Origin of the sequence: Paenibacillus sp. FSL R5-0623 (assembly GCF_037974265.1) — a bacterium.
Taxonomy (GTDB): Bacteria; Bacillota; Bacilli; order Paenibacillales; family Paenibacillaceae; genus Paenibacillus.
On the sequence record NZ_CP150233.1, the window covers coordinates 4130695 to 4156193 of the forward strand.

Consider the following 25499-nt stretch of genomic DNA (forward strand, 5'->3'; position numbering starts at 1 on the left):
ATGGCACCCCGATCACATTTATATTTTTGAGACACGTCCTAGGTTATTTTAGAAATCTACTTCAATTAGATCAGCCAGCGTATCCCCATCTATTAATTCTTCAACCAATTGAATCTTGTTGATTTCAATATGAGGGTCGTTGGCAATGGTTGTTAATATGACCAACAGATTTTGTGACATCGCTTCAATCGTTGTTTTCTCAAATAAAATCGTACTGTATTCAAAGGCCACTTCTAACTTGTCTGGCAATTCGGTAACATATAGCGTTAAATCGAATTTGGATACTCTCGTGTTTGGTGCATAAGGCTTACAGGTTACTCCATCTATCTGAATCTCTGAAGCATCTGTATTCTGCAATACAAACATGGTGTCAAACAACGGATTCCGCCGAGCATCTTTGGTTACATTGACTTTCTCGATCAATTCCTCAAACGGATAATCCTGATTTTCATATGCGTTCAACATATGTTCTTTCACTTCCAGCAGATACTCCGTAAAAGTTTTATCCCCCTCAGGATAATTTCGAATAGCCAGTGTATTTACAAACATCCCCATGACCGGCTCCAGCTCAGCATGTGTCCTGCCTGCAATCGGCGTGCCCACAATGATATCTTCTTGTCCGCTGTATTTAGACAATAGAATCGTATAGGCGGCTAAAAGAATCATATATAACGTTGTTCCTGTCCGTGCTTCCATGTTTCTCAAGCCTGGAAGGATGTCTTCTTCCAAAACAATGTCCAATACATCTCCCGCATAGCTTAGCGTTTCAGGTCTCTCATAGTCTGTTGGCAGATCCAATAGAGGGATACTCTCATCAAACACAGTAAGCCAATACTTCTCCTGCTTTTTCATCCACTCACTATGAAGTTGTATTTGCTGCCACTCAGCATAGTCCTTATACTGAATTCGAAGAGGAGACAGCTCCTCTCCCTTATAGAACTGGCTAAGTTCGGTCATTAGAAGATGTACGGATAGTCCGTCTGCAATGATATGGTGCAGATCAACCAGCAATACATGACGCTCCTGCTGAAGTTCAATAAGTCCCACCCTCATAAGAGGTGCTTGCCCGAGATCAAATGTGCGAACAAACTGTTCAATTCGATCCTCGATCTCTTCTTCCATTGACTCGAACAATTCAATTCCAAAGTTAACTTTAGGGTATACGATCTGTTTCGGTTCTCCGTGTATGACTTTGAATGCGGTCCGAAGCGATTCATGACGATGAATCAATTGTTGGAATGCTTCTTGCAATCTGATCCGATCAAGCGATCCTTCCAGCATAAACATACCTGACATGTTGTACATGAGTTCCTTGCCAGCTTTGATGCTCATAATGTACATTCTCATTTGCGCCGAGGAAATAGGATAATATTCTTTTTCCTCCACTTGAGGAATGGACACTGATACTTCCTGTTCCATTTGTTCAATAGATTGAGCCATCTGTTCAATGGTCTGCCATTCAAAGACGTTTCTTACCGATATGTGGATATTCAGCTTTTGATTGATTTTGGCGGCCAGCTTGGTCGCACGTAAAGAGTTGCCTCCTACATCAAAAAAACTGTCTTTTACACTGATTTTTTTCACGGCAAGCACATCCTGCCAAATAGGCAGCAACTGTTTTTCCACCCCAGTTCGGGGTTCTATATATTCACTTCCCGTTTGTATGTTTTCTTCTGGACTCGGAAGCGATTTGCGATCGATTTTCCCGTTCGATGTCAGAGGCATGTGATCCAATTGTATAAAATAGGCTGGTACCATGTAATTCGGCAACACCATAGAGAGGTTTTGTTTTAACTCTCCCACCGTCAGCGTGGAATCCGCTGTAAAGTATGCACATAACGATTTGTCCCCGTGATCATCCTCATGTGCAATGACGATTACTTCTTTCACACACTCTAGATCTAACAGCGCCGCTTCGACTTCTCCTACTTCGATCCGGTATCCGCGAATCTTAATTTGGTGATCCATTCTTCCCAAATACTCAATATTGCCATCTGGAAGCCATTTCACCAAATCTCCCGTTTTGTACATTGTCGCTCCCTGGACATACGGATCACGTACAAATTTTTCTGCTGTCAGCTCAGGTAAATTCAAGTATCCTCTACCAACCCCATCGCCAGAGATACATAATTCCCCTACGACGCCTACAGGCTGAACTTTGCCATGTTTGTTCAATACATACAGGCGATTATTTCCTAATGTTCGACCAATCGGCAGGTGAGCTCGTTGATTCGCAGTATCCAGGTGTTCTGGAAGTACACGGTATGTCGCAACATCCACACAACATTCTGTTGGACCGTACACATTAATTATAGTTGGAGGCGTGATATGATTGAGAGCAAATAATGATGTGATTTCATTTACACTTTGCTGAGAAAGAGCTTCACCGCCAATGAGCATATATTTTAGCGATATGCCTTGAACGTTTTTTGCCTTCGATAGCAATTTCAGGTGTGCAGGCGTACCGTCCGTCAAATCAATTTGGTAGTGCTGATAATAATTCATTAAATCTTGTCCATCCAGTACCGTGTCCTTGTCTACAATAAACAAGGCATGTCCTGACAGCAGTGCGCCAAAAATCTGCTTCACAGATGCATCGAAATAGTAAGGCGCAAGTAAAGCGACATGCAAACCGCTATGCTGATCATCTATAACTTGACTGTACAACGCTTGAACCAAGTGATGAACCTGACGATGTTCGATCATTACACCTTTTGGCATACCTGTTGTGCCTGAAGTATAGATCACATAAGCCAACTGCTCGGAATTTCCGGCCGGTTCCAGATTCGACAGATTAGCTGCATAGGTTTTTTCATCGTCCAAATCAATCATTTTTCCATTAAACGATACCAACTGCTTCAAATGCTTTTGCGTGACTAACAATGTTGCCCCCGAATCATGCAGGATGTACCGGATACGCTCTTCAGGAGAATCCGGATCAATCGGTACATACGCCCCGCCTGCTTTTAGAATGCCAAAGATGCCAACGATCATATCAATTGAACGATCTGTCAGAATACCTACAAATTGATCCTGCTGCACTCCCTCAGCTCTAAGCGTATATGCCAACTGATTTGCCCGTTCATTCAATTGACGATACGTCCATTGCTCATCTCCAAAAGCGACGGCTAATTGATCGGGTGTCCGTTCCACCTGTGCTTCGAATAACTCCTGAATGGTCTGATCCCGGGAATATTCTATGTTGGTATCATTAAAGTCATATAAAAGAACGTTCTGCTCATGTTCAGACAGCATTTGAATATCGGACAAGGCAATATCAGGTTCGATCACAATGTCTCTGAGGATGTTGAACAGATGTGTTTTCATTCTGTCGATGGTGTCCCGTTCAAACAGCTCCGTCTTGTAATTAAAGTGCATTTCCAGACACTCATTATCATCCTCAACGATGAACATCAGATCATATAACGATACACCGACATTTAATTCTCTAACTTTAAAGCTGCAATCCTGTTCTTGCCGTTGATTCAACGCGGTATTTAAGAAGATATACATCGTATTGAAAAGTGCTGTCCCGGTTGTATCCCGATGCGTGTTTAAATTCTCTACAAGGTTGTCAAAAAGGTAGTCCTGGTTATCCAATGCATCCAGGGATTGTTTTTTAATTTCTTCGAGATAGGATCGAAATGACTTATTCCCCACCGGCTGTGATCGAATCGCTACCGTCTGGATAAAGACTCCTATCATATTCTCGACATCCGGATGGTTTCTTCCAGATGTTGGTGTGCCTACAATCATGTCTTCTTGTGCCGTGTATTGATGAAGCAGCACATTATATGCTGCCAATAACACCATAAACATCGTAGTTCCCGTTTGTTTCGCAAGCTTCTCCAGCGACTGCTTCAAGTGTGTGTCCAACACAAATGACAGTCTTGAACCTGCCGAAGTCAAATGAGGTGTCCGAACAAAATCAGTAGGCAGATTAAGGTTCGGGAGTTCTCCTTTGAATTGATCCAGCCAATATTTTCCTTGCTGCTTATAAGACTCTCCCGCCAGAAATTCTTTCTGCCAAGCTGTAAAGTCTTTGTATTCAATCTCAATGTCCGACATGCTTCTTCCGTCATACACATCGATCAATTCATTCGCAAGAATGCCAACGGAATATCCGTCCGATATAATATGATGCATCTCGATGAGAATTTCTGCATGATCATCGTCTATACGAATGAATTCGGCACGTATTAATGGCGCTTTGGAGCAATCAAATGGTTTGGCAAACGCCTTAACATGTTGTTCGAAGGAAGCAGAGCTTTCCTGAGATCGTTTCACTTCAAAATCAATCGTTGGAGCAATACGCTGGTAAAGCTCTCCATCCATCAGATGGAAACTGGTGCGAAAAGCTTCGTGACGGTGCACGATTTGTTCCAATGACGAAATTAGTTTAGCTTCATCGATTTTTCCTGTGACCGTAATATGACCGCACATGTTCTGAAACACACTATTCGGCTCAAATTGATCCAAAAAGTAGATTCGCTGTTGTGCAGCTGACGTCTCATAGAACTCCTTCACGTCCAATGCCTTGATTGGAATGAATGCTTCCTCGTTCTCGCCTGTAATCAGACTGGCAAGTTGCTTCAGACGTTGGTTTTGGAAGAATTGAACGATTGAAATTTTATGTTGAAACTGCTCATGTACCTTGGATAACATTACAGTCGCCTTGAGCGAGTTACCTCCAAGATCAAAGAAGTGATCATGTCTCCCCACTTGATCGAGGGATAATACGTCCTCCCAGATCAAAGCCAGCTTTTTCTCCACGTCATTGACTGGAGGCTCGAATATAGCTGCATGATTAACATCAGGAAGACGCTCCGTAACAAACCGATTATACATTTCCTGTAATTGGTCCTGTTGCTCGGATGAGAACAACGTCAAGGACGAAATTTCAGCCTCTGGATAACTCACCATATATTGCAGCAAACCTTTAAATCCTTCGGACCACAATTTCATCATCTCAGGTCCAATGAGATCGGTATTGTAATCAAAATCCAGGTACAATTCATGGCTAACATCCGTAATATTAAGAAATAAATCGTAAGAAATATGTTTGATCGGATACGACATGAATTCAGTCTTGATATTTTCAAATTGGAGATGATGAATCGTTCTGTCCATATTGAATAAAATCCGGGTATCCGGTGCAGTCATATGAGCAAGCTGTTCGGATACGAGGGTCAATGGAACATGCTGATGCTTCATGACAAGAGCCAGCGTTTCCTTGAGCTGAAGAACATGATCTACAACGGATTGCTTCGTTAACAAGGCATGATGAACAGGTACAATGTTGACACAGTTGCCAATCAGCGCATTTTTTCGCATATGAGACTGACCCGCTGTAGGCACGCCGATGACAAGGTGAGACTGTCCTGTTAGTTGATGCAAATATAAAGTAAACGCTGCAAACATCGTTACAAACAAACTGCTCTTATTATTGATGCTTAACGTTCGCAATGACTCTGTTAATTGATGATCCAGCTTGATAGAATATCTTTCACCGTCATATCCCTTGGGCACATCATCGGACGGTGCCGTTGGAAGTGTAATGTTGGGATAGGATAAGGAAAATTGTTCTTTCCAGAACTGGATCCCTTCGGTAAATGACCCTTTTTCATGTTCAAGTCGTTGCCAGCTTAAATACTCACGAAATGGAGTGGCTTCAGGTAATTGAACTGGAACTCCTCGGACCAGAGCAGAATAGGTATGTTCCAACTCTTGAATGAATACAGCAATCGACCAGCCATCTACAACAATATGATGAAATGTCAGCACCATAAGGTATTGATCAGTTGCCTTTTTAAGCAAGGTGATTTTAAATAGAGGCTCCCCAGACTGTAAATCGAAGGCTTCATTTGCATCGGCAGATAACCAATTGGAAATTTCCCGTTCTTGATCCTCACCCGCATATGCCGAGAAATCCAGCCATGTACATTGAAATTCCATTACGGATCTGATTTGTTGTGTTTCACGATCGGCATGAATGACTGTTCTCAGGGCTTCATGACGCTGTGCGATCTGATTCACGGCCTGATCCAGTGTGGAAAGCTTTATTCCACCTGTCATTTTTAAAATAACACTCTGGTTTAATGCAGCATTCGCATCTTCTCCATGTAATGAAGTTAACAATAATTGTTTTTGCTCTAAAGAGAGCGGATATTCCGAAACAGGCGATTCACCAGGGATAAACCCCCACTCACGGAGTTCATGGATCGTCTCTTTTACGATCTTGATGATGGTATCCATGTCTTCCATTGAATGCGCAGTCGATATAAAACAGTTACGGCCTTCCCAAATATATAAACCTTTATAAATTAAATGGTAGAAGAATAATTCCATATCTCCAAATGATATAAATCGAAATAAAGATCCATAGTTCACCATTTGCATCGGTACATTCGCTGTTTTGAAAAACGTATTTAATTCTTTAACAAGATAATTGGTTTTTTCATTTAATTCCTTATATAAGGTTTCTGCTTCAGATTGAAGATACTGTAGTACCGTTAACATCACTCTCATCGTAAGAGGGTGTGTACAGAAGGTTCCGCCGACAAACGTTTTCTTATCTGCATCGGAAGGGTAAGAATCATCATTAAAGTTCCAGGTTCCACCATCTACCGGATTCATAAATTCAGCCTTACCGGCGACTATGCCAATAGGCAGCCCGCCACCGACCACTTTCCCATACGTAACCAAATCTGCTTGAACCCCAAACCAATCCTGTGCTCCGCCCAGACCAATTCTAAATCCAGTGATGACTTCATCAAAAATAAGTGCAGTCCCAAATTGATTTGTTATTTCTCTAAGTTCCCGTAAGAATTGTGTTGGCTGCATATCAGGTCTTCGACTTTGCACCGGCTCTACAAGCACAGCAGCCAATTCATCACCCAGGTTCTGAATCATATCCAGTGATTGCGGATGGTTATAATTAAGAATAATCAAATCATCCATTGCGCTTTGTACAATACCAGGAGCCATAGGCAGTGCAGGTAATAAAGCATCCCCAGGATTCGCTACACCCAACACGCCGTCATGTGTACCATGGTAAGATCCTGAAAATAATACAACTTTGGAACGCCCCGTTGCTGCCCTCGCTAAACGAAGTGCAACCATGACAGCTTCTGTTCCTGAATTATAAAATGCGACACGCTCTACACCCGTTAGCTCGGAAATTTTAGCTGCAACATCTCCTGCCAAATCTGACATAGGGCCCAATGGAGGCAATTGTTCTTGGAGGCTGTCTGCTATTACATTTTGAATAAACGCTGGATTATGGCCAAATAGATTTACACCAAATCCCATCGTCAGATCCAAATACTCATTCCCATCCAGATCCCATAACTTAGCTCCCTCTGCACGTGTTGAAATAATCGGATACACCATTTCCTTCCAATACGAGCGAAATCCGGACACATTGCGATTATTCGCATGAACCAAACGAGTTTGGCCTGTTTTTAATTTGGAGCCTTTGGTTCTTTCGGTATACTTGGCTATAAATTGTTCAACATACTGGTTCTGAAGCGGTGAGAATCCACTCTCTTCATGAATCTTCAACGATTGATACGGTATAAAAGGTTTGGCTTCCTTCGATTCCGAATGGGGTTGGATCTCTTTGGTTGGCTTGGTTTGATGATGTTTCATTTCCAAAAGAGGTGATTGAACAGCATTCATTTGCTCGCCTAACAGCATATTCAAACTTTTTAATTGGGACTCCATGAGCTGAATGGCAGACATCACAATTTGTTCCGACACATTCCCTGATGATTTTGCCGTGTTTATATTGTTCACAGATGCCAGATTTTGTTGTTCAGTATGCTCCTGAACTGTTTGATTGTTTATATTTTCAGATACATCATGATGCTTTATATTCTCTGACACATATTTAACTAAGGAATTGATATTTGTAAGGGTTTCAAAAAACATTTCCATCGGGATATTCAAACGGAACAGCTCTGAGATCTCCTTCTGAATTTGCACAAGAATGATGGAATCCAATCCCATTTGGAGAAAATGAGCTTGATGATCCAGCTCTTCCAACTTCAAACCAGATGCACGACTGATGCTTGTCTTAATCTGTAATTCAATATCGTTTGTATTCAACTCCATTTGAACCTCATTCCTCTCTGACCTATGTCCCGCTGGTATCGTATGTTGGACTTCAATCCAACACCGCTTCTGCTCAAATGGATATAGAGGCAATGGAATTTTCCGAATGACTTCATGTTTATAAAACCTTTCCCAATCCATCACTGCCCCCAGTGTATATAACTGACCGAGTTCATTTAAAGATTCTGCCTTCCCCCGAGCGTAGAGATGATCGGTATCCAGCGTCTTGTCCTTCTTGGCGTAACCAAAATAAACATTGGGCAGCTTGTCCTTTCCCATTGCAATGTGATGCAATTTTTCATGTAATTCTTGTGTACTCGTTATTACAATCGCAAGTCGATAATCCAGATTAGCCCTTCCCGTACTGGCTGTATAACAGATTTGTTGAATGGGAACATCCATGTGTTCGGTTAGATATTCATGGTACATTCTGACCAATTCATTCAGCGCCCGTTCCGTAGCAGCAGACAGAACAAATAGATTAGGTTCATGGGACACCCTTTTATCTACTGTTTTGGCAGGAACATATTCTTCGAGAACCACATGCGCATTCGTACCACTGAAACCAAAAGAACTAACCCCGCATCGTAAGGGACTCTCTTTTTCACCAAATGCCATTAGTTCCTGATTCACATAAAAAGGTGAAGCTTCAAACTTAAGCAGGGGATTAGGCTTGTCAAAGTGAACCAATGGTGGAATCTTTCTATGTTGAAACATAAGAATAGATTTAATTAATCCAGCGATCCCCGCCGCTTCAAAACCATGTCCAATGTTAGCTTTGGCAGATCCGATTGCACAAAATTGTTTCCGATCCGTATATTTCTCAAAAGCTTTACGCAAAGCATTAAACTCAACCGGATCACCTAATTTTGTCCCTGTTCCATGTGCTTCAATAAAGGTAAGCGTATCAGGAGAAATGCTGGCTTCTTTCCATGCCTGTTCGATCACATGGGTCTGAGACTCCGGGTTAGGTGCTGTGATTCCTACCGTCTTGCCATCCTGATTAATCGCACTTCCCTTAATCACACCATAGATATGATCCCCGTCCTTAATCGCTTGCTGCATTGGCTTCAACATGACCGACCCAACACCTTCGCCAAATCCCGTGCCGTTGGCATCTTCGCTAAACGTTCTCGTCAATGCATCTGGAGATTCCATATCCAGTCCGATACTTATCGGTAATAATGCCGTTCGAATGCCTCCTGCGATTGCCATTTCACAGTCTCCAGCGAGCAATCCTTTACATGCCATGTGAACAGCAACAAGTGAGGAGGAACAAGCGGTATCAATCGTTAAGGCCGGGCCTTTTAAATTCAAGAAATATGCAATTCTGCTCGCCAGTACAGATGGTAAATTTCCAATGATATAATTTTTGAGTTCTGCGGGGTAACTCGCCGTCACGAGCCGTTCGTAATCATACCCAACTTTGGAATACCCCGCGTAAACGCCCACATTTCTTCCATTTATTCCTTCTCCTGCATACCCAGCATCTTCAATCGTATGCCATGCTGTTTGCAAGAACATCCTTTGATTCGGGTCCATAAATTGTGCAGTTCTTGGGGTTATGCCAAAGAAAGAATAGTCGAATTGATCAATCTGATCCAAGTAACCACCCTTGATCCATTGAACTTCGCTCATTTCACTTCGCATGGATTGTATATAATCCGCTGCGTCTTTTATCCGACTTTCCGGGTAGTCCCGAATGTTATGTGTTCCATTTTCCAAAACACGCCAAAAATCGCTTGCATTTGATGCACCAGGGAGATTCAAAGACATACCGATAATAGCAATATCTTTGGATGGCGTATGATCCTCTTGAGTTTTGTTGACTTCCATGGTCTCGCTGTAACCTCTAGCCAGATATGCTGCCAATTCAGTTATCGAGGGATAGGTAAAGAGGTCCGTAACAGCAAGCTCTTCTCCGTATTTTTGTTCTATACGTTCAGCGATTTGGGCCAGCTGTAATGAAGTTGCACCCATATCAAAATAGCTATCCTCAAGTTCAACCTTTTTCCCAACCAGCACTTCAGAAAATAGTGAAGTTAATTCACGTTCTATGACTCGAACCCAAACAGAGGCCTCTTCTTTTGCCTTGTCATTGTCATTCTTGATCCAGTCATGGATGAATGCAGATTCTGTTGAGAATTTGCCTGCTTCATACTGCTTGGCCAACTGATAGCGCTGGATTTTCCCACTTGTTGTTTTCGGTAATTTTTTAATCGGCAGTACCTCTTTGACACTCCATCCCCCATGTTTATATAGGTGTTTTTTGATTTCTTTAACAAGAGGCAGGAAGTGTTCGATCTTTTTTTTGTACACGACAAACACAATAATTTCTTCACTTTGACTATTCGAATCATACACACCACAAGCAGCAACTCTTCCGAGTTCAATATCATTTAATTGGATGGCGACACGTTCAATGTCATGGGGATATACATTTTTACCATTGATAAAGATGATGTCTTTTTCCCGCCCTGTTACAACCAGTTTTCCGTTCATGATGAAACCCAGATCTCCTGTATTCACCCATCCGTCGTGAGTTAATAACTTCTCCGTTGCTAGTGAATTGTTATAATAACCTTGGGTGACGTTATCCCCCTTGATTTGAATTTTTCCAATAAACAAATCAGGAACACTGTTCATTTCCTCATCGCAAATTCTAACATGGCAATAATCAATTGCTTCGCCAACGGCAACAAATGATGCCACATGTTCAGCATGTTTCTCGACTTCGATGACACGCTCCCCTAAGTTCAGATGATCCCGGTGAACGTACACCGCAGTAAATTCTTCTTCTACCTTGGGAAAGGAGACGGCAACAGAGGCCTCTGCTAATCCATATACGGTAAACATGGCTGTTTTCTTTAAGTGATATGCTGACAATACATTTAGGAATTCATCACACACTTCGGGTAATATAGGTTCCGCCCCATTATAGATGACTCTGACAGATGACAGATCCCATCCCTCCGCTTTGTCTTCGCGAAAGAAATTCAGGAAGTATTTATAACCAAAGTTAGGGGAAGACAGTATGGTTGCTTTGTGTTCATTTACTTTTTCCATCCATAGAATCGGTTTGCGAATAAATAATTCCGTTGGGAGCAAGTACTGATGAATTCCTGCCACGAGGGGTACGAGATGGAATCCAATCAAACCCATATCATGGGTAAGGGGCATCCAGGAGAGAAAACTATCGTTTGAACTAATTTGTGTGCCATTAATAGCAGCACAAGTATTATATATGAGGTTTCGATGTGTCAGCATAACGCCCTTGGGGTCGCCGGTTGATCCAGAAGAAAACTGAATAAATGCCAAGTCATCTGGCTTAGGGTCAACTATATTATTAATAGATTCATAATGATATATGGTGTCTTGGATCAGATCCGTTCTGACTTCTAATTGATGATGGAAATCAAGCATGTCATGTTCCAAGACAAATCTCTTCATTTTATCCAGCACCTTCTCAGATGCAATCATGAAAGGGTTCTTTAGCAAATTCCAAATACGGCATACTTTCAAGTTTTGTTCTTCATCTTCACCAATACTTACAGGGATAGGGATCATTCCACCGAGTATACAAGCCCAGAATGCGACTAAAAACCGTTTGTTTTCTTGAATCTGAAAAATAATCTCTTGTTTAGGTTTAATTCCGATGGCTTGTAGATAACCTAAATACCCTTGTGCCTCAGTAAATAATTGATGATAAGATATAAAAGTTTCACGTTTGTCCGCATCGATAAAACGAATACCGCGGTCCGTTATTTTACTTCTGTCGTGGATAACATCCACCAATGTTTGAAACTGATTAGTATACATATCTCTCCTCCAAGTGAATCATCTCTAACATGCTTATCTAATTATTTACACATATTTCAAGCAAAATTTTACCATAGAAATATATGTAAAATCAATCAATTTATTGTTACTATATGGTAAAAAATAGAGATTGATTCGTAAGTTATTGACATATTTAATACCAAACATCTGAAGTTTCAACAAGTTTAGATGCATTAAAAGACAAAAAGACTACCTTATAAAAAGGCAGTCTGTCGCTGTAATATAGATCTTGCAAAAGAAAAGTTCGGGTACTAGATTGCATCAATCAACGCTGTTCCATCCAATGGAATTTTCTTTGCTATAATAATGGAATGACATACCTGTAGAGCATCATTTATCTCTTCTTCACTGAGTTCGTATCCATTCTTGTGTATTTGTTCCTGTACCCGTTGTAAATGATGAAATAATGGCTCAACCATTTGGGCATATGATATCGAATCTTGGTTATAATTCCGTGAAGTGAGTGCGGTTACCATTAGTTCTGATAACAACTTTTTACGAATCGTTAACCGTTTATTTTTCCTTTCTTGTGTATTTGTAAGCATTAGTAAATCGGAAGGTTGACTTAGCGAGTAAGGTAGAATACTCTTCGTTATTTTACTCATAAGACTAACTAACACATGTTTAGAACCCAACTCTATAACTTCATTAACCCCATTTGCAACCAGATAGCGCATAGACTCTGACCATCTTACAGACATCGTCATCTGCATGTTTAAGTAATCCACGACAGATCGATCAGACTCATAGGGTGCTGCTGTAACATTGGAAATAATCGGGTATTTTGCATGGGCATATTGATATTGATCCAATTCAACTTTGAATTGTTCTGCTGCGGTTTGCATCATAGGTGAATGATAGGGACCACTTACATTGATATAAGAATGTTTTGTTCCCAGGGTTTCTGTCCTTTTAATAATTTCTTGTATAGAGTGCCGATGTCCCGAAATGACAAACTGCTGGTCAGCGTTCATACAAGCCACACAGGCAGGGCGTTCTTTTGTTGAAACTTCTTCGCATATGTTTTGAAGTGTATCTAATCGAATGTGTGAAATGGCCACCATGGTCCCTTGCTGATCCGGGTCTGCATTGTGCATAATGATCCCTCGTTGTCTCACAAGTTTAATAGCGTCACGAAAAGATAGAACACCAGCGCATACCAGAGCCGAATATTCTCCCAAACTATGCCCAGCCAAATAAGCGGGTTCCATCCCTATTTCTTGCATATAAACTTGATAAGCAATGACACTAACAGTCAAAAGTGCAGGCTGAGCGTTCATCGTCATTGTCAAATCATTCATACTACCTTCAAAACATAACTTTCTCAAATCGAAAGAAATGGCTTCACTGGCTTCTTCAAATAACTTCTTAGCCACATCGAAGTTATTCCAAAAGTCTCTACCCATCCCAACCATCTGGGAACCTTGTCCAGGAAACAACAGAGCTACATTACTCATCCAGCATCCTCCATGTATCAACTTTATATTTCATACACATCGACAACCAAAAACCAATAAATTCCTTGTTTGCAAAATTTATAATAAACTTTCATTGGGAGTTATGCAATAATAAAGTCAAAAGGAGGGTCTTCTATTCCTATGAACGAAAAAAATTCGTGATCATTTATGGGCTCCTTGTTGGCCTCTGTGTCGGGGCATTTAGTGTAGTTCTATACTGGATATTAACTGAAGCCTGAACATGGCAAATAGACATCTCCAATACGGAGATGCCTGTTTTGTTCTGATCTGATCATTCGATGCTTATTATTCCTCATTATCTTAAGTATCTGAATACACTAATTTCAAGTTCAACGACAATTTCTTCAGACAATTTTGTTACCATCTTTTTCGTGTGAATCGGATTACCTCATCCTTCAATCAATCCATACTTCACAAAACTATGATACAATCCATCTTCCTCGACTGTTCCAGTAATATCATCTGCAATGGCTTTCAGTCCAGGCTTTGCATTACCCATGGCAATTCCAATGTTACAGAATTCCAACATCTCGGCATCATTCATGCCATCACCGATGGCAAATGTATCTTCTTGGGACATGCCCAGATGCTTCAGCAGATCAGCGATCGCAATGGCTTTGTGAATGCCAGGGATCATCAGCTCACCACTTCCTTCACCAAAGATCGGCACGGTGCACTGAATGACTTCGAATTTTCCTTCAAACTCTTGCTTGATCCGCTCAAACGGGATGGCTGAGCTCTCCAAGAAACATACTTTGTTCACATCATCCTTATACAGGTCGGCCTCTCCATATGTTAATCCGGCAATAAACGGATGCGGTTTCAGCTCTTTCTTCTCTCTGGCTACAGGGTCATTCTCCACATCACCATAGATACGGCGTTCCAGGTGAGGTTGAAGATTGTTACTCGCATACAATGCCGAATTGGATTCAAGGTAGAAGTCAATGCCATTTTCATTAAAGAAATCGACCATATGTCGAACATCTTCCGCTGTTACCCTTTTGTGATATAACACGTCCTTGCCAAACTCCACATAACCCCCACCTGCACCAATCAGACCATCGAATCCGACATCCCAGATGGAATCATAAATTTCTGCTTTGGATCGGCCTGTACATAAATAGAGCAGATGTCCGTTCTCTCTAGCCTGTCTACAAGCCTTCTGTGCTGACAACGGAATGTTTCCATCATCGTCGACCAATGTGCCATCAATATCAATAAAAACAATTTTTCGCTTCGTTTCGTTCATCTGCTTATGCCCCCATCATGTATCTCGTATCCCTATACCATCCATCACAATGCAAATTTCACTATTTGTTGGAACTTGTTATAGCACAAGGTTTTAGGTTTGTCCGTTTCCAATGGTCACTTACATGCCAACTTGTCCATATGTACGGTTTGCCAGTCATCATCCTGCTCAGCAATAACCGTAAACCCTTGGCGTTTCCAGAAATCTACGGCTCCCGGCAAGAAGCGATGTGTATGCAAATACAGCGTCGTATAGTGCATATCCTTTACCACATTCTCCAGTTCGTTCATCAGCATCGAACCAATGCCAAACCTACGATACGCGGGATCTACATAACATTTTACTATTTCGGCAGCCGATCGAGCTGCATATCGACCTTCCACAGCTTCGATACGTCCATCATAAGGTAATATTCCAATAGAACCGACGATGCCCGCATCCTCCATCATTGCAACAAGAAAGATCGAACCATCGGAGTGCAGATAATGTTCTCTGAACTGCTCGAAGTCCACAGGCAATTTCGTGTGATCCATCATCGGAAACACTTCTCTGCGTACACGCATGGCAAAATCAATGGCATCATGAATCTGGTGTGCCTGAACTGGTGTGACTGTCGGTATACTCTGAAGTTGTGTCAATAAATCCACATTCCTTATCCTCTGTATTAGGAGTTGCTTCTTGGCCCTTCCTTAAATCTTGTTCATGCCAAGGTCGGCTCTCTTCATCTCATCTTACCGAATTTGTCCCCTCCTATCAATCTATCTACACTACTAACTAAATTAAAAAAGTGCCCACACAGTCTGATAGAGTTCGCATACGATAAGGCGTGTCACAATCCATGTTGGAGGGGGAAACGCTCATGTGGTTATGGTTAGGTGTTTTTGGTTTCATTTCGCTAGCAATAATCGGGTTCGTGTATCGTTATCTGAACCAACTTGCCGAGAGCAAGTTTCACCCTCACGCTCCCAAGCAGCTCTTAGTCAAATTCAAGGAAGGTACAACCGAGGATGAGATGCATACCCTTCACAAAAAAGGGAGATGTAAAGTCGCTGAGACATACGAAGATTTAGGATGGTACCGTGTGGAATCCCGCAAAAAAATGCACCGGATGCTGAAACGTTACAAAGATCATGAGCTTATTGAACATGCAGAGCCGAATTACCTCGTTGAAGCATCCTTCACTCCCAATGACCCTTTCTTTCCTTATCAGTATAACCTGTCCAAAATCAATGCACCCGCTGCATGGGACATTACTCAGAGTAACAGCTCTGTCAAAATCGCCATTATCGATACCGGTGTACAGTTGAACCATCCAGAATTGGCCTCGAAGCTCCTCCCCGGTTATGATTATGTTGATTATGATAACATCCCTGAGGACGGGAACGGCCACGGCACCCATGTAGCCGGGATCGCTGCCTCCGTAACCAACAATGGTTTGGGTATCGCCGGCGCTGCACCGCTCGCATCCATTGTTCCGCTCCGGGTGCTGGATAACAACGGGCAAGGAACGATAGGGAATGTCGGTAACGGGCTTGTCTTTGCTGCCAACAACGGTGTACAGGTTGTTAACCTGAGCCTTGGTGGGCCAATGGGAAATGCTTTCCTTCAAGCTGCCGTACAGTATGCTTGGGATCGAGGAGCTGTGATTATTGCCGCAGCCGGTAACGACAACACTTCTTTCCCAATCGTACCCGCATCGTATCCCAATGTGATTGCCGTCGCTTCAACCAATCCCTCCGATCTCAAATCCAATTTCTCCAACTACGGTTCCTGGGTCGATATGGCTGCACCGGGTGATACCATTCTATCCACATACCTGGGAGGTTCCTATGCCTACCTTAGCGGGACGTCCATGGCTGCCCCTCATGTGGCTGGAGTGGCTGCACTTCTCGCTGCACAAGGGAAAACAAATGCTCAGATTCGGGATGCGCTGTGTTTCGCTTCTGATCCAGTATCAGGCTCCGGGATCTACTGGACATATGGTCGACTGAATGCTTATCAGAGCTTGCAGGTGCCATAATACACCCACCTACTATCGCTCATGATTGTCACACAGGGCATATCCTTTCCATTTTTACACAAATTAAAAAACGAAGGGGCATCTGTAAGTAAGATGCTCCTTCGTTTGGTTAAAAAGTATTCGATGTTACACTTTTGCTGCCCAAAGCTCTATTTCAATTTTAATCTCTGGTAGACCTAACGCCGTAATATATCCAATCGTCATTGCAGGATAATCCGTACTAAATAATTGTCCCCACTCGGCGTATAAGAAATCCCAATCGATTTTCTCGGTTGCCCAGACGTTCACTTTGATAATATGTTCAGCATCTAAATGCTCAGATTCGAGCACTGTTTTAATATTATTAAATGTATTAGTGACTTGCTCATTCAGACTCTCTGGAAAGAGTCCATCACGATCTGCTCCAATTTGACCCGAAGTCACAAATAACTCTGCATTTCTCGGGATTCTTGTAATATGCGTGTACTGACCTACAGGAGCTGGCATATTTGCTGGATTTTTTCTAGTAATTTTGTCCATATTCATCTGGATTACCTCGTCATTCTTAAGATTTTTCTGCGATATTTTCTAGTTTTCTTCCGATTTTGGGCAGACTTCACCCTTTGAATAGATTCTAGAAAAAGACAGCAGTGGAGTATCCATATCCCGAAGATATAAACGCAAGTGATTTTTTCTTCATGAGTGGATGCTCCCCTTTCTTAAGTGACAAGATTCTCTTCATTTATTTATTATATCGGAAAGCCACATCATGGGTCAAATTCATCCCCTCATAAACAAAGAGCAATCCCGTAATAACGAGACTGCTCTTTGTCTATCCTAAAACGTCGGACAGCTTGTATCAGAAATATTGTGCGCCATTACTCGCAATGACATCTTGGTACCAGTGAAAACTCTTCTTTTTCACTCTGCGAAGTGTGCCCGTACCATCATTATTTCGGTCTACATAGATATAGCCATAACGTTTCTTCATCTCTCCAGTACCCGCACTGACCAGGTCAATCGGTCCCCAGCTTGTGTAACCTATGAGCTCTACACCGTCTTGAATCGCTTCAGCCATCTCGGCAAAATGACTATTCAAATATTCGATGCGATAGTCATCTTCTACGGAGTCATTGTCTAACAACACATCGGTTGCTCCAAGTCCATTTTCTACGATAAACAAAGGTTTGCCATAGCGGTCATGCAGTTGATTAAGCGTAATTCGAAGCCCCTTAGGATCAATGGTCCACCCCCACTCGGAAGCTTGCAGATAAGGGTTCTTCACCGAACCAAATACATTGCCTTCTGTCGAATCTTTCAAAATCTCAGGGTCTGTACTGGTGCACCGGCTTGCATAATAGCTAAAACCGATATAATCGACCGTGTTCTGCATCAAGATCTCTGAGTCTTCCGGTTGCATGTCAATCCGAATGTCATTTTCCCTGAAAAATCTTTTTGTATAACCCGGATATGCTCCCTTCGACTGCACGTCGATGAAGAAGAATGACTCGCGATCTTTCTCCATGGCTTTCCATACATCATCCGGATTAGAGCTGTACGGATACACCATTCCAGCGGCTAACATACATCCAATCTGTGCATCAGGAATGATCTCATGACAAGCCTTAACAGCAAGTGCACTCGCTACTAATTCATGATGTGCTGCCTGATACAGAATCTGATCTTTGTTTTCACCATCCTGAAGGACAATGCCCGCTCCAATATACGGAAGATGCAGCAACATGTTGATCTCGTTAAACGTCATCCAGTATTTCACTTTATTCTTGTATCGATTGAACAATGTCGTCGCATATTTCTCGAAGAAACCGATCATCTTGCGGTTCTTCCACCCGCCGTAAGTCTCGACCAGATGTACAGGTACATCGAAATGGCAGATCGTCACCACAGGTTCAATGTTGTATTTTAATAACTCATCAAAGACATCATCATAAAATTGCAAGCCTGCTTCGTTTGGCTCCGCTTCATCACCATTAGGGAAAATCCGTGCCCAGGCTATGGAAAGCCTGAGGCACTTAAATCCCATTTCTGCAAATAACGCAATATCTTCCTTATATCGATGATAGAAGTCAATGGCTTCATGTGAAGGATAGAATTCTCCTGTTTTGGGCTCATACGAATCCAGATTACCCAGAGCAATATTCCATCGATTGGCACCAATCGGAATCAGATCTACCGTTGTTAAACCTTTGTCACCTTCCAGATAAGCACCTTCCAATTGATTCGCTGCGGTTGCTCCTCCCCAGAGAAAATTTTCCGGGAAGGCTGTAAACTTTTCATTCATTGAGGAGTTCCTCCTTAACCATCCTTAGTTTGAATTAGCTTAATACCGTGATCAATTTATCTTTCTCATGAACGGAGGCATCTTTTGTTCCTACAACGTCCAGATAATTTGAAGTATTAGTAACAATGATCGGTGTAACCGTCTCATACCCTGCATCTTTAATCGCTTGCAGATCAAACTCAACAATCAGGTCACCTGCGTTAACACGGTCTCCATCTTTCACATGAGTTGTAAAATGTTCACCTTTCAGCTTGACCGTATCCTGTCCAATATGGATCAGCATCTCTACACCATCATCGCTGACAAGACCAATGGCGTGTTTGGTACGATATACGGTTTGAACAACACCGGTGATTGGAGATACCACTCTACCACTGGTTGGACGAATGGCAATCCCTTTACCCATGTGCTCACCTGCAAACGTTACGTCATTAATTTCGTTCAATGCAACGACTTCACCAGCCATTGGGCTTACAATTTCGTATCTGCTGTTCGGATTTGGATCAAGTACTGGTGCTGGAGCTGGTGTAGCTTCCACTTTGTCTTTGAATCCAACCACGTACGTCAGAATAAAACCAAGGATGAACGCGATACCACATGCAACCAGAGCCATATAGAAACCTGAATCAACACCTGTTGCTTTATTAATGAAGCTTGGGAAACCGAACACGCCCAGTCCACCAAAGATGTATAATTTCGAACCGGCCAATCCCAAGATACCGCCACCGATACCACCTGCAATACAGCTCATGATAAACGGTTTTTTCAGTGGAAGTGTCAGACCGTAGATGGCTGGCTCAGTCACACCGAAGATACCCGAGATGAATGCAGGAATACCTAATGATTTCAATTTCGTGTTTTTGGTTTTTAGTATAACCGCAAGTACAGCACCGATTTGGGCAAAGGAGGCAGCGAAAGACATAGCAATTACCGGATCAGCCCCAGAAGTACTCAAGTTAAGAAGCATGACTGGCACGAGTCCCCAGTGGAGCCCAAACAGTACAAACACTTGCCACAAACCACCGATAATCAAACCTGTAACAACTGGACTTAAATCGTAGATGCCTGTTGCTCCTGCACCAATCAACTGTCCTGCCCAAGTGGATACTGGACCAATGAGAATGAATGTTGCCGGAACGATAACGAGCAAAGTAAAGAATGGAACAAGGAACGTGCTAACGACTTTAGGAATAATATTTTTAAAGAATCTTTCAATTTTAACAGCGAAGAATGTAGCAATAATGATTGGAATGACCGATGTTGAATAACTCATCAGAATAACTGGAATACCCAGGAACGTAATGTGAATCGGTGATTCAATTAACGTACCTGCAAACAGGGTGTACAATGGATCTCCAGCAGTCAGGCCGGACAGCGTAGGATAAACTAATGAAGCACCTATCGCCATACCGAGGAATGGTGAACCGCCAAATTTCTTGATTGCCGTGTAACCAAGGAAGATCGGGAAGAAGTAGAACAGACAGTCACCCGTTGCATTCAACAGTTGGTACGTTCCAGAAGTGTCTGTAATCCATCCAAAGGATAAAAACATGGCTGTGAAACCTTTGATCATACCTGTGGCAGCCAGCAAACCGAGTAACGGTGTGAATACACCGGAGATCATGTCGATAAATCGGCTGAACAACCCTACTTTTTTGCCTGAGTTGTCCGTTTCCTCTTCAACTTGTCCTTCGCTTGGGAAATTCCCTGCTTTAACGACTGCTTTATATACATCCGGCACTTCGTTGCCTATAACGACCTGATATTGTCCACCACTTTGCATGACGGTAATAACACCTGGCAGATTTTTAAGTTCTTCCGTTTTGGCTACGCTTTCATTTTTCAGTTTAAACCGCAATCTTGTAACACAATGGAATACGCTGTTCACATTCTCGCGACCACCTACACCTGATAGAATGTCCTTAGCTAATTGATCGTAGTTGCTCATTGTAATTCTCCCTCTCTAAGTAGACTCCCCATGAATTTTTGAAACAAATAAAACCTGAACCACTGAACATACACAACATACCGGATCGTCCGGAAATCAGTCGTGTTATTCAGCAATTCAGGTTTTGCCCTTAACGGTTGCAACCCTGTAAGGCTGTACACATTGGTATTTAATTATTTGGATAACGAAAGTAAGTTACATTCCATACCCTCTGAACTGAGGATGGTCGGCATTGCCTGATTGAACAGTTACAATCCGATTGATGTATGCGCTTACTTCTTGAACTCATCATAGTACATCTGAACTACGTTTGCAACACTTATTTTTATTAAGTTCGCAAATACATTGGAGTGACCGAAAATGAAAAAAAGAGACCACTTCGAAAACATCAAAGTGGTCTCTATGAAGCTAATGTTCAGATTAATAAAATACCCACTAAAGCAGAATTAACCTATAACCGTAACCAATTTATCCTTTTCTTGCACTTCACGACTTGTTGTAGCAACCACGTCCAAATAATCAGCCGTATTCGTTACAATAATCGGTGTTACGGTCTCATAACCCGCCTCAATAATAGCCTGCAGATCGAATTCAACGATCAGATCGCCAACACTCACCCGATCCCCATCTTTCACATGGGCAGTGAAATGTTGACCTTTGAGCTGTACCGTATCCTGACCGATATGGATCAGAATCTCTACACCTTGATCATCTACCAGACCAATTGCATGTTTGGTACGGTATATCGTCTGTACCACACCATTAATCGGGGATACAACTCTTCCACTGGTTGGGCGAATAGCAATCCCTTTACCCATATGTTCACCAGCAAATGTAGCATCATTAATTTCTTGCAAAGGAACTACCTCACCCGTCATCGGGCTGGTAATTTCGTAGCGATTGTTGGGATTAGGCTCAAGTGCAGCCTTCTCTTCTTTTACTGGCTCTGGAGCCTGTTTGGCAGCCTCTGGATTAGCAGGATCTTTGAATCCTACAAAATAAACGAGAACAAAACCTAGTACAAAAGCAATGATAGTGGCAATCATGGCCATCCAGAATTCATAGTTGATCCCCTCTGTGGGACTAATCAGCGCTGGAACACCAAAGATTCCTGAAGCAAATACAAACATTTTGGAACCTGCGAAGCCAATAATACCACCAGCCGTTGCAGAAGCAATACAACTCATAATAAATGGTTTTTTCAATGGCAACGTAAGGCCATAAATAGCAGGCTCAGTTACACCAAAAATCCCGGACACAAAAGCAGGAACACCCAGTGATTTAAGTTTGGTATTTTTTGTTTTAAGCATAACCCCAAGAACGGCACCAATCTGAGCAAAAGAAGCAGCAAACATCATCGCCAGAATCGGATCTGCTTTCAGAGTGGACAGATTGAGCAACATGATTGGTACGATACCCCAGTGTAACCCGAAGATAACCAATACTTGCCACAATCCACCAACAACAATACCAGTCACCAACGGACTCAAGTCATAGATGCCCGATACCCCGGCACCAATCAGCTGACTTGCCCATGTCGCGATTGGACCAATCAAAAGGAATGTTACAGGTACAACAATCAGAATTGTAAAGAATGGCGTGAGGAATGTTCTCACAACAGAAGGAATGATTTTTTTGAAGAACGTTTCTACCTTTGCTCCAAAATAAGCAGCAATAATAATCGGAATGACGGATGAGGAATAACTCATCAAGATAACGGGAATACCCAGGAACGTGATATGAATCGGTGATTCAAACAATGTGCCTGCAAACAGCGTATAGAGCGGTTCCCCACCACTAAGACCTGATAAGGTCGGATATACTAGTGATGCTCCGATGGCCATCCCGAGGAATGGAGATCCACCGAATTTTTTCATAGCTGTGTAACCCAGGAAGATTGGGAAGAAGTAGAACAGACAGTCTCCTGCAGCATTCAACAATTGATATGTTCCTGAAGCCGGGTCCAGCCATTCGAGAGAAGTGAACATGGACAGGAAACCTTTGATCATCCCTGTTGCAGCTAGCAATCCGAGAATTGGTGTAAATACACCTGAGATCAAGTCGATAAACTGACCCAAGAGACTCTCTTTTTTACCGGAAGATTCTGAATCAGCAGTTGAGACCGGTTCATCCGCATTCATATTACCCACCTGTAACAAGGCTTTATACACATCAGACACTTCGTTACCCACAACGACCTGGTATTGCCCCCCGCTTTGCATTACCGTTATGACTCCGGGCAGATTTTTGAGCTCGTCTGTTTTGGCATTATTGTCATTTTTTAATTTGAAACGAAGTCTGGTCGCACAGTGCACCACGCTGTTAATGTTCTGTTTACCACCAACGCCAGACAGAATGTCCTTGGCTAATTGCTCGTGTTTCATGAAGTCTTTTTCTTCCTTTCTGGCTAGACACGGATTCGAAGCATATTGGAGAGAATAAAAAAACCTGAACATCTGAATGTATGGAACATCCGGTTAACGGTATGTTCTGTCATTCAAGCGTTCAGGTTTTGCCCTAGTGGTTGCAACCCTGCAAGCTGATCTATGGGATTATTCAGAAGTTGCATTCACAACTCTCTCAATATGGATCGTTAAGTACATCAATTCTTCGTCAGTTAGTTGATACGTGTAGTTGCTTTCAATGAATTTCTTGATTTTCTCCGAGCACTTGTGCGCTGCTGGATACTTTTTCTGAATCATCAGGAACAGTTCATCATCGTTGTTGCTCTTGTAATGTTTTCCCTTCACCAAACGTTGGGCGAAAAACTTCAAATGTGTCACAAAGCGATAAAATGTCAGCGAGTTCTCATCAAAATCAATCTTGAAATGATACTTGATGATTGTCAAGATCTCCTGCATGACCTGCGTCATACTCTTGATGTTGGGCATTTCCTCATTCAACGCTGCATTGACAAAGTGAAGTGCCATAAAACCGGCTTCGTCCTCGGGCAGGATTACACCAAACTGATCACAGATCATATTGAGCGCTTCCATTCCGACTTCGTATTCCTCTTTGTATAACTGCTTTGTCTCCCAGATCAACCCGTTGCGTATAGGCAGATTCTTGCGATACCGCTCAATGGCAAAGTGAATATGGTCTGTGAGATGTAAGTAAATGCTCTCATTCAGTTTCTTGCCAAGTTTTAATTTGGCATAAGCGATAATTTCCTCGGACACTTTCATGTATTCCAGAGGAATGCTTGAGATTAATGCCTTGAAGTTTTCCTGAATATCTTCATTCTGTAAAGTAAATATCTTATCGATATGCTGCTCGGAAACCATATCACCCGCCCGCTTCTGATAAGCAATCCCCCGGCCAATGATAATAACTTCCTGTTGTTCGTCATTCATCGCAACTACAGCATTATTGTTCAGCACCTTCTCGATTTTCACTTTATCACTCCAATATACAGAAAAAGACAAACCAATCCCTTTTCTCAAGGTATACGGCTTTGCCTGATTCAACAGTTACAACCCGATATGTTGTACGCGCTTCCCTCATAATATTACAAAATTCTACACAGTGCAACAAAAAGTTAATATCGAATTAGCATGACTCCCGATCTAGGTAAATATACTCACAGGAGTAAGTAAATCAAGATTTTTTTTACAAGGATTTACGGTTTATTGTTTTTTGCTGTCTTTCTCCAGTTCCGCTTCGATTCTTCGATTAATCATGTTCATTTCTTCTGAGCTCAATTGATCAACTTGCGTATATTCTTTATCCAACTCGTACTCTTTCGCCTCATTATTGTTCAGTAGCCCCAGATGATTCTTGATATCCCGGATATCTTCACGCATATGCATCGTCTGACGGTAATGATCTATCACAAGTGCGAAAACAATCCCCCCAGCCAAAATCGGACCAAATGGGATCAGATAACATAAAACAAGTCCTATGAGCAAAAATAAAACAAAGTACATGATGTAATGCCCCTCTCATATAAAGTATCTACTCTGCTAAGATAAAAGTTTCATAGATTACAAATTAAATCGTTCCTGAATTAACTTTGCCACCTCATCCGGGCTCTTATGTGTGTTATCAATCCTTATGTAGTGTTCATGCATGATTTCTCCCGGTTCCGAATTCAATCGATAATGCTTCATCGTATCTAGCAAATCTCGCTCAGACCACGCAATGTCACGCTTGGTTGGCTTATGTAACAGACGATGCGGACTTTTATTGCGCTCTAGTCTTTCCGATGCATCGGCCTCCAGTTCCACATAACAGACCTGACCCCCTTGAGATGTAAACAACTCACTGATCTTACGGATGTATTCACCATCTGACTCTGCGTCCAAAGCCCACACAAATGTAAAAATCAGACCCGGCAAATCACTCTTTGCCACTTCTTCAAAAATCTCCTGCCGGAACAGACTCACCAGTCTTTTGCCTTGTGGTGTGCCATAGCTGAAGAAAGGAGACACCAATTCAATGGTCATGTGGTTATGGAACAATTTTAGCTTTGTTATCTTCTCCAGTTCTTGCCCCACCGTCATCTTACCCACAGCCTGTGGGCCAAAAATAATCACTAATTTCATTTTCGATCACTCCTGACAAGGTGG

General features: G+C 42.2%; 12 protein-coding genes. 1 reads left to right on the plus strand and 11 read right to left on the minus strand.

What is annotated here, in order from left to right:
- Positions 1 to 48 precede the first annotated feature (48 nt).
- From MKY92_RS18050 to MKY92_RS18065, 4 genes are all read right to left on the minus strand, one after another.
- Positions 49 to 11934 carry an amino acid adenylation domain-containing protein gene (locus MKY92_RS18050; RefSeq protein ID WP_339297168.1) on the minus strand — a complete coding sequence of 3962 codons (11886 nt, stop codon included), beginning with the start codon at positions 11932 to 11934 and terminating at the stop codon, positions 49 to 51.
- A gap of 272 nt (positions 11935 to 12206) precedes the next feature.
- Positions 12207 to 13412 carry an ACP S-malonyltransferase gene (gene fabD / locus MKY92_RS18055; protein ID WP_339297169.1) on the minus strand — a complete coding sequence of 402 codons (1206 nt, stop codon included), beginning with the start codon at positions 13410 to 13412 and terminating at the stop codon, positions 12207 to 12209.
- A gap of 409 nt (positions 13413 to 13821) precedes the next feature.
- On the minus strand, positions 13822 to 14682 hold the full coding sequence (locus MKY92_RS18060; RefSeq protein WP_339297170.1) for a Cof-type HAD-IIB family hydrolase: 861 nt from the start codon (positions 14680 to 14682) through the stop codon (positions 13822 to 13824).
- Positions 14683 to 14798: 116 nt separating this feature from the next.
- Positions 14799 to 15329, minus strand: coding sequence for a GNAT family N-acetyltransferase (locus MKY92_RS18065; protein ID WP_339297171.1), 531 nt, complete (start codon positions 15327 to 15329; stop codon positions 14799 to 14801).
- A gap of 212 nt (positions 15330 to 15541) precedes the next feature.
- Here MKY92_RS18065 and MKY92_RS18070 point away from each other — a divergent pair, with 212 nt between their 5' ends.
- Positions 15542 to 16702, plus strand: coding sequence for a S8 family peptidase (locus MKY92_RS18070; RefSeq protein ID WP_339297172.1), 1161 nt, complete (start codon positions 15542 to 15544; stop codon positions 16700 to 16702).
- A gap of 126 nt (positions 16703 to 16828) precedes the next feature.
- On the opposite strand, the gene MKY92_RS18075 is transcribed toward MKY92_RS18070, so the two are convergent.
- The 7 genes from MKY92_RS18075 to MKY92_RS18105 form a co-directional block, all read right to left on the minus strand.
- On the minus strand, positions 16829 to 17227 hold the full coding sequence (locus MKY92_RS18075; protein WP_339297173.1) for a RidA family protein: 399 nt from the start codon (positions 17225 to 17227) through the stop codon (positions 16829 to 16831).
- 313 nt (positions 17228 to 17540) lie between these two features.
- Positions 17541 to 18983, minus strand: coding sequence for a 6-phospho-beta-glucosidase (locus tag MKY92_RS18080; protein ID WP_339297174.1), 1443 nt, complete (start codon positions 18981 to 18983; stop codon positions 17541 to 17543).
- A gap of 34 nt (positions 18984 to 19017) precedes the next feature.
- Entirely contained in the window at positions 19018 to 20931 is a 1914-nt protein-coding gene (locus MKY92_RS18085) for a beta-glucoside-specific PTS transporter subunit IIABC (RefSeq protein WP_339297175.1), read from the minus strand.
- A gap of 446 nt (positions 20932 to 21377) precedes the next feature.
- Entirely contained in the window at positions 21378 to 23315 is a 1938-nt protein-coding gene (locus MKY92_RS18090; RefSeq protein ID WP_339297176.1) for a beta-glucoside-specific PTS transporter subunit IIABC, read from the minus strand.
- A 168-nt stretch (positions 23316 to 23483) separates the two neighbouring features.
- Positions 23484 to 24326, minus strand: a complete 843-nt coding sequence (locus MKY92_RS18095; protein ID WP_074095537.1) for a PRD domain-containing protein — start codon at positions 24324 to 24326, stop codon at positions 23484 to 23486.
- A gap of 231 nt (positions 24327 to 24557) precedes the next feature.
- Positions 24558 to 24857 (minus strand): hypothetical protein, encoded by a 300-nt coding sequence (locus tag MKY92_RS18100; protein WP_339297177.1) that lies wholly within the window; start codon positions 24855 to 24857, stop codon positions 24558 to 24560.
- 57 nt (positions 24858 to 24914) lie between these two features.
- Positions 24915 to 25475 (minus strand): AAA family ATPase, encoded by a 561-nt coding sequence (locus MKY92_RS18105; protein WP_339297178.1) that lies wholly within the window; start codon positions 25473 to 25475, stop codon positions 24915 to 24917.
- Between the last annotated feature and the right edge of the window lie 24 nt (positions 25476 to 25499).

What these genes read in the sequence shown, in the direction of transcription:
- MKY92_RS18050 (WP_339297168.1), bottom strand. Translation starts at nt 11,934, where the DNA reads ATGTATACTAATCAGTTTCAAACATTGGTGGATGTTATCCACGACAGA.
- fabD (WP_339297169.1), bottom strand. Translation starts at nt 13,412, where the DNA reads ATGAGTAATGTAGCTCTGTTGTTTCCTGGACAAGGTTCCCAGATGGTT.
- MKY92_RS18060 (WP_339297170.1), bottom strand. Translation starts at nt 14,682, where the DNA reads ATGAACGAAACGAAGCGAAAAATTGTTTTTATTGATATTGATGGCACA.
- MKY92_RS18070 (WP_339297172.1), top strand. Translation starts at nt 15,542, where the DNA reads ATGTGGTTATGGTTAGGTGTTTTTGGTTTCATTTCGCTAGCAATAATC.
- MKY92_RS18075 (WP_339297173.1), bottom strand. Translation starts at nt 17,227, where the DNA reads ATGAATATGGACAAAATTACTAGAAAAAATCCAGCAAATATGCCAGCT.
- MKY92_RS18080 (WP_339297174.1), bottom strand. Translation starts at nt 18,983, where the DNA reads ATGAATGAAAAGTTTACAGCCTTCCCGGAAAATTTTCTCTGGGGAGGA.
- MKY92_RS18085 (WP_339297175.1), bottom strand. Translation starts at nt 20,931, where the DNA reads ATGAGCAACTACGATCAATTAGCTAAGGACATTCTATCAGGTGTAGGT.
- MKY92_RS18090 (WP_339297176.1), bottom strand. Translation starts at nt 23,315, where the DNA reads ATGAAACACGAGCAATTAGCCAAGGACATTCTGTCTGGCGTTGGTGGT.
- MKY92_RS18100 (WP_339297177.1), bottom strand. Translation starts at nt 24,857, where the DNA reads ATGTACTTTGTTTTATTTTTGCTCATAGGACTTGTTTTATGTTATCTG.
- MKY92_RS18105 (WP_339297178.1), bottom strand. Translation starts at nt 25,475, where the DNA reads ATGAAATTAGTGATTATTTTTGGCCCACAGGCTGTGGGTAAGATGACG.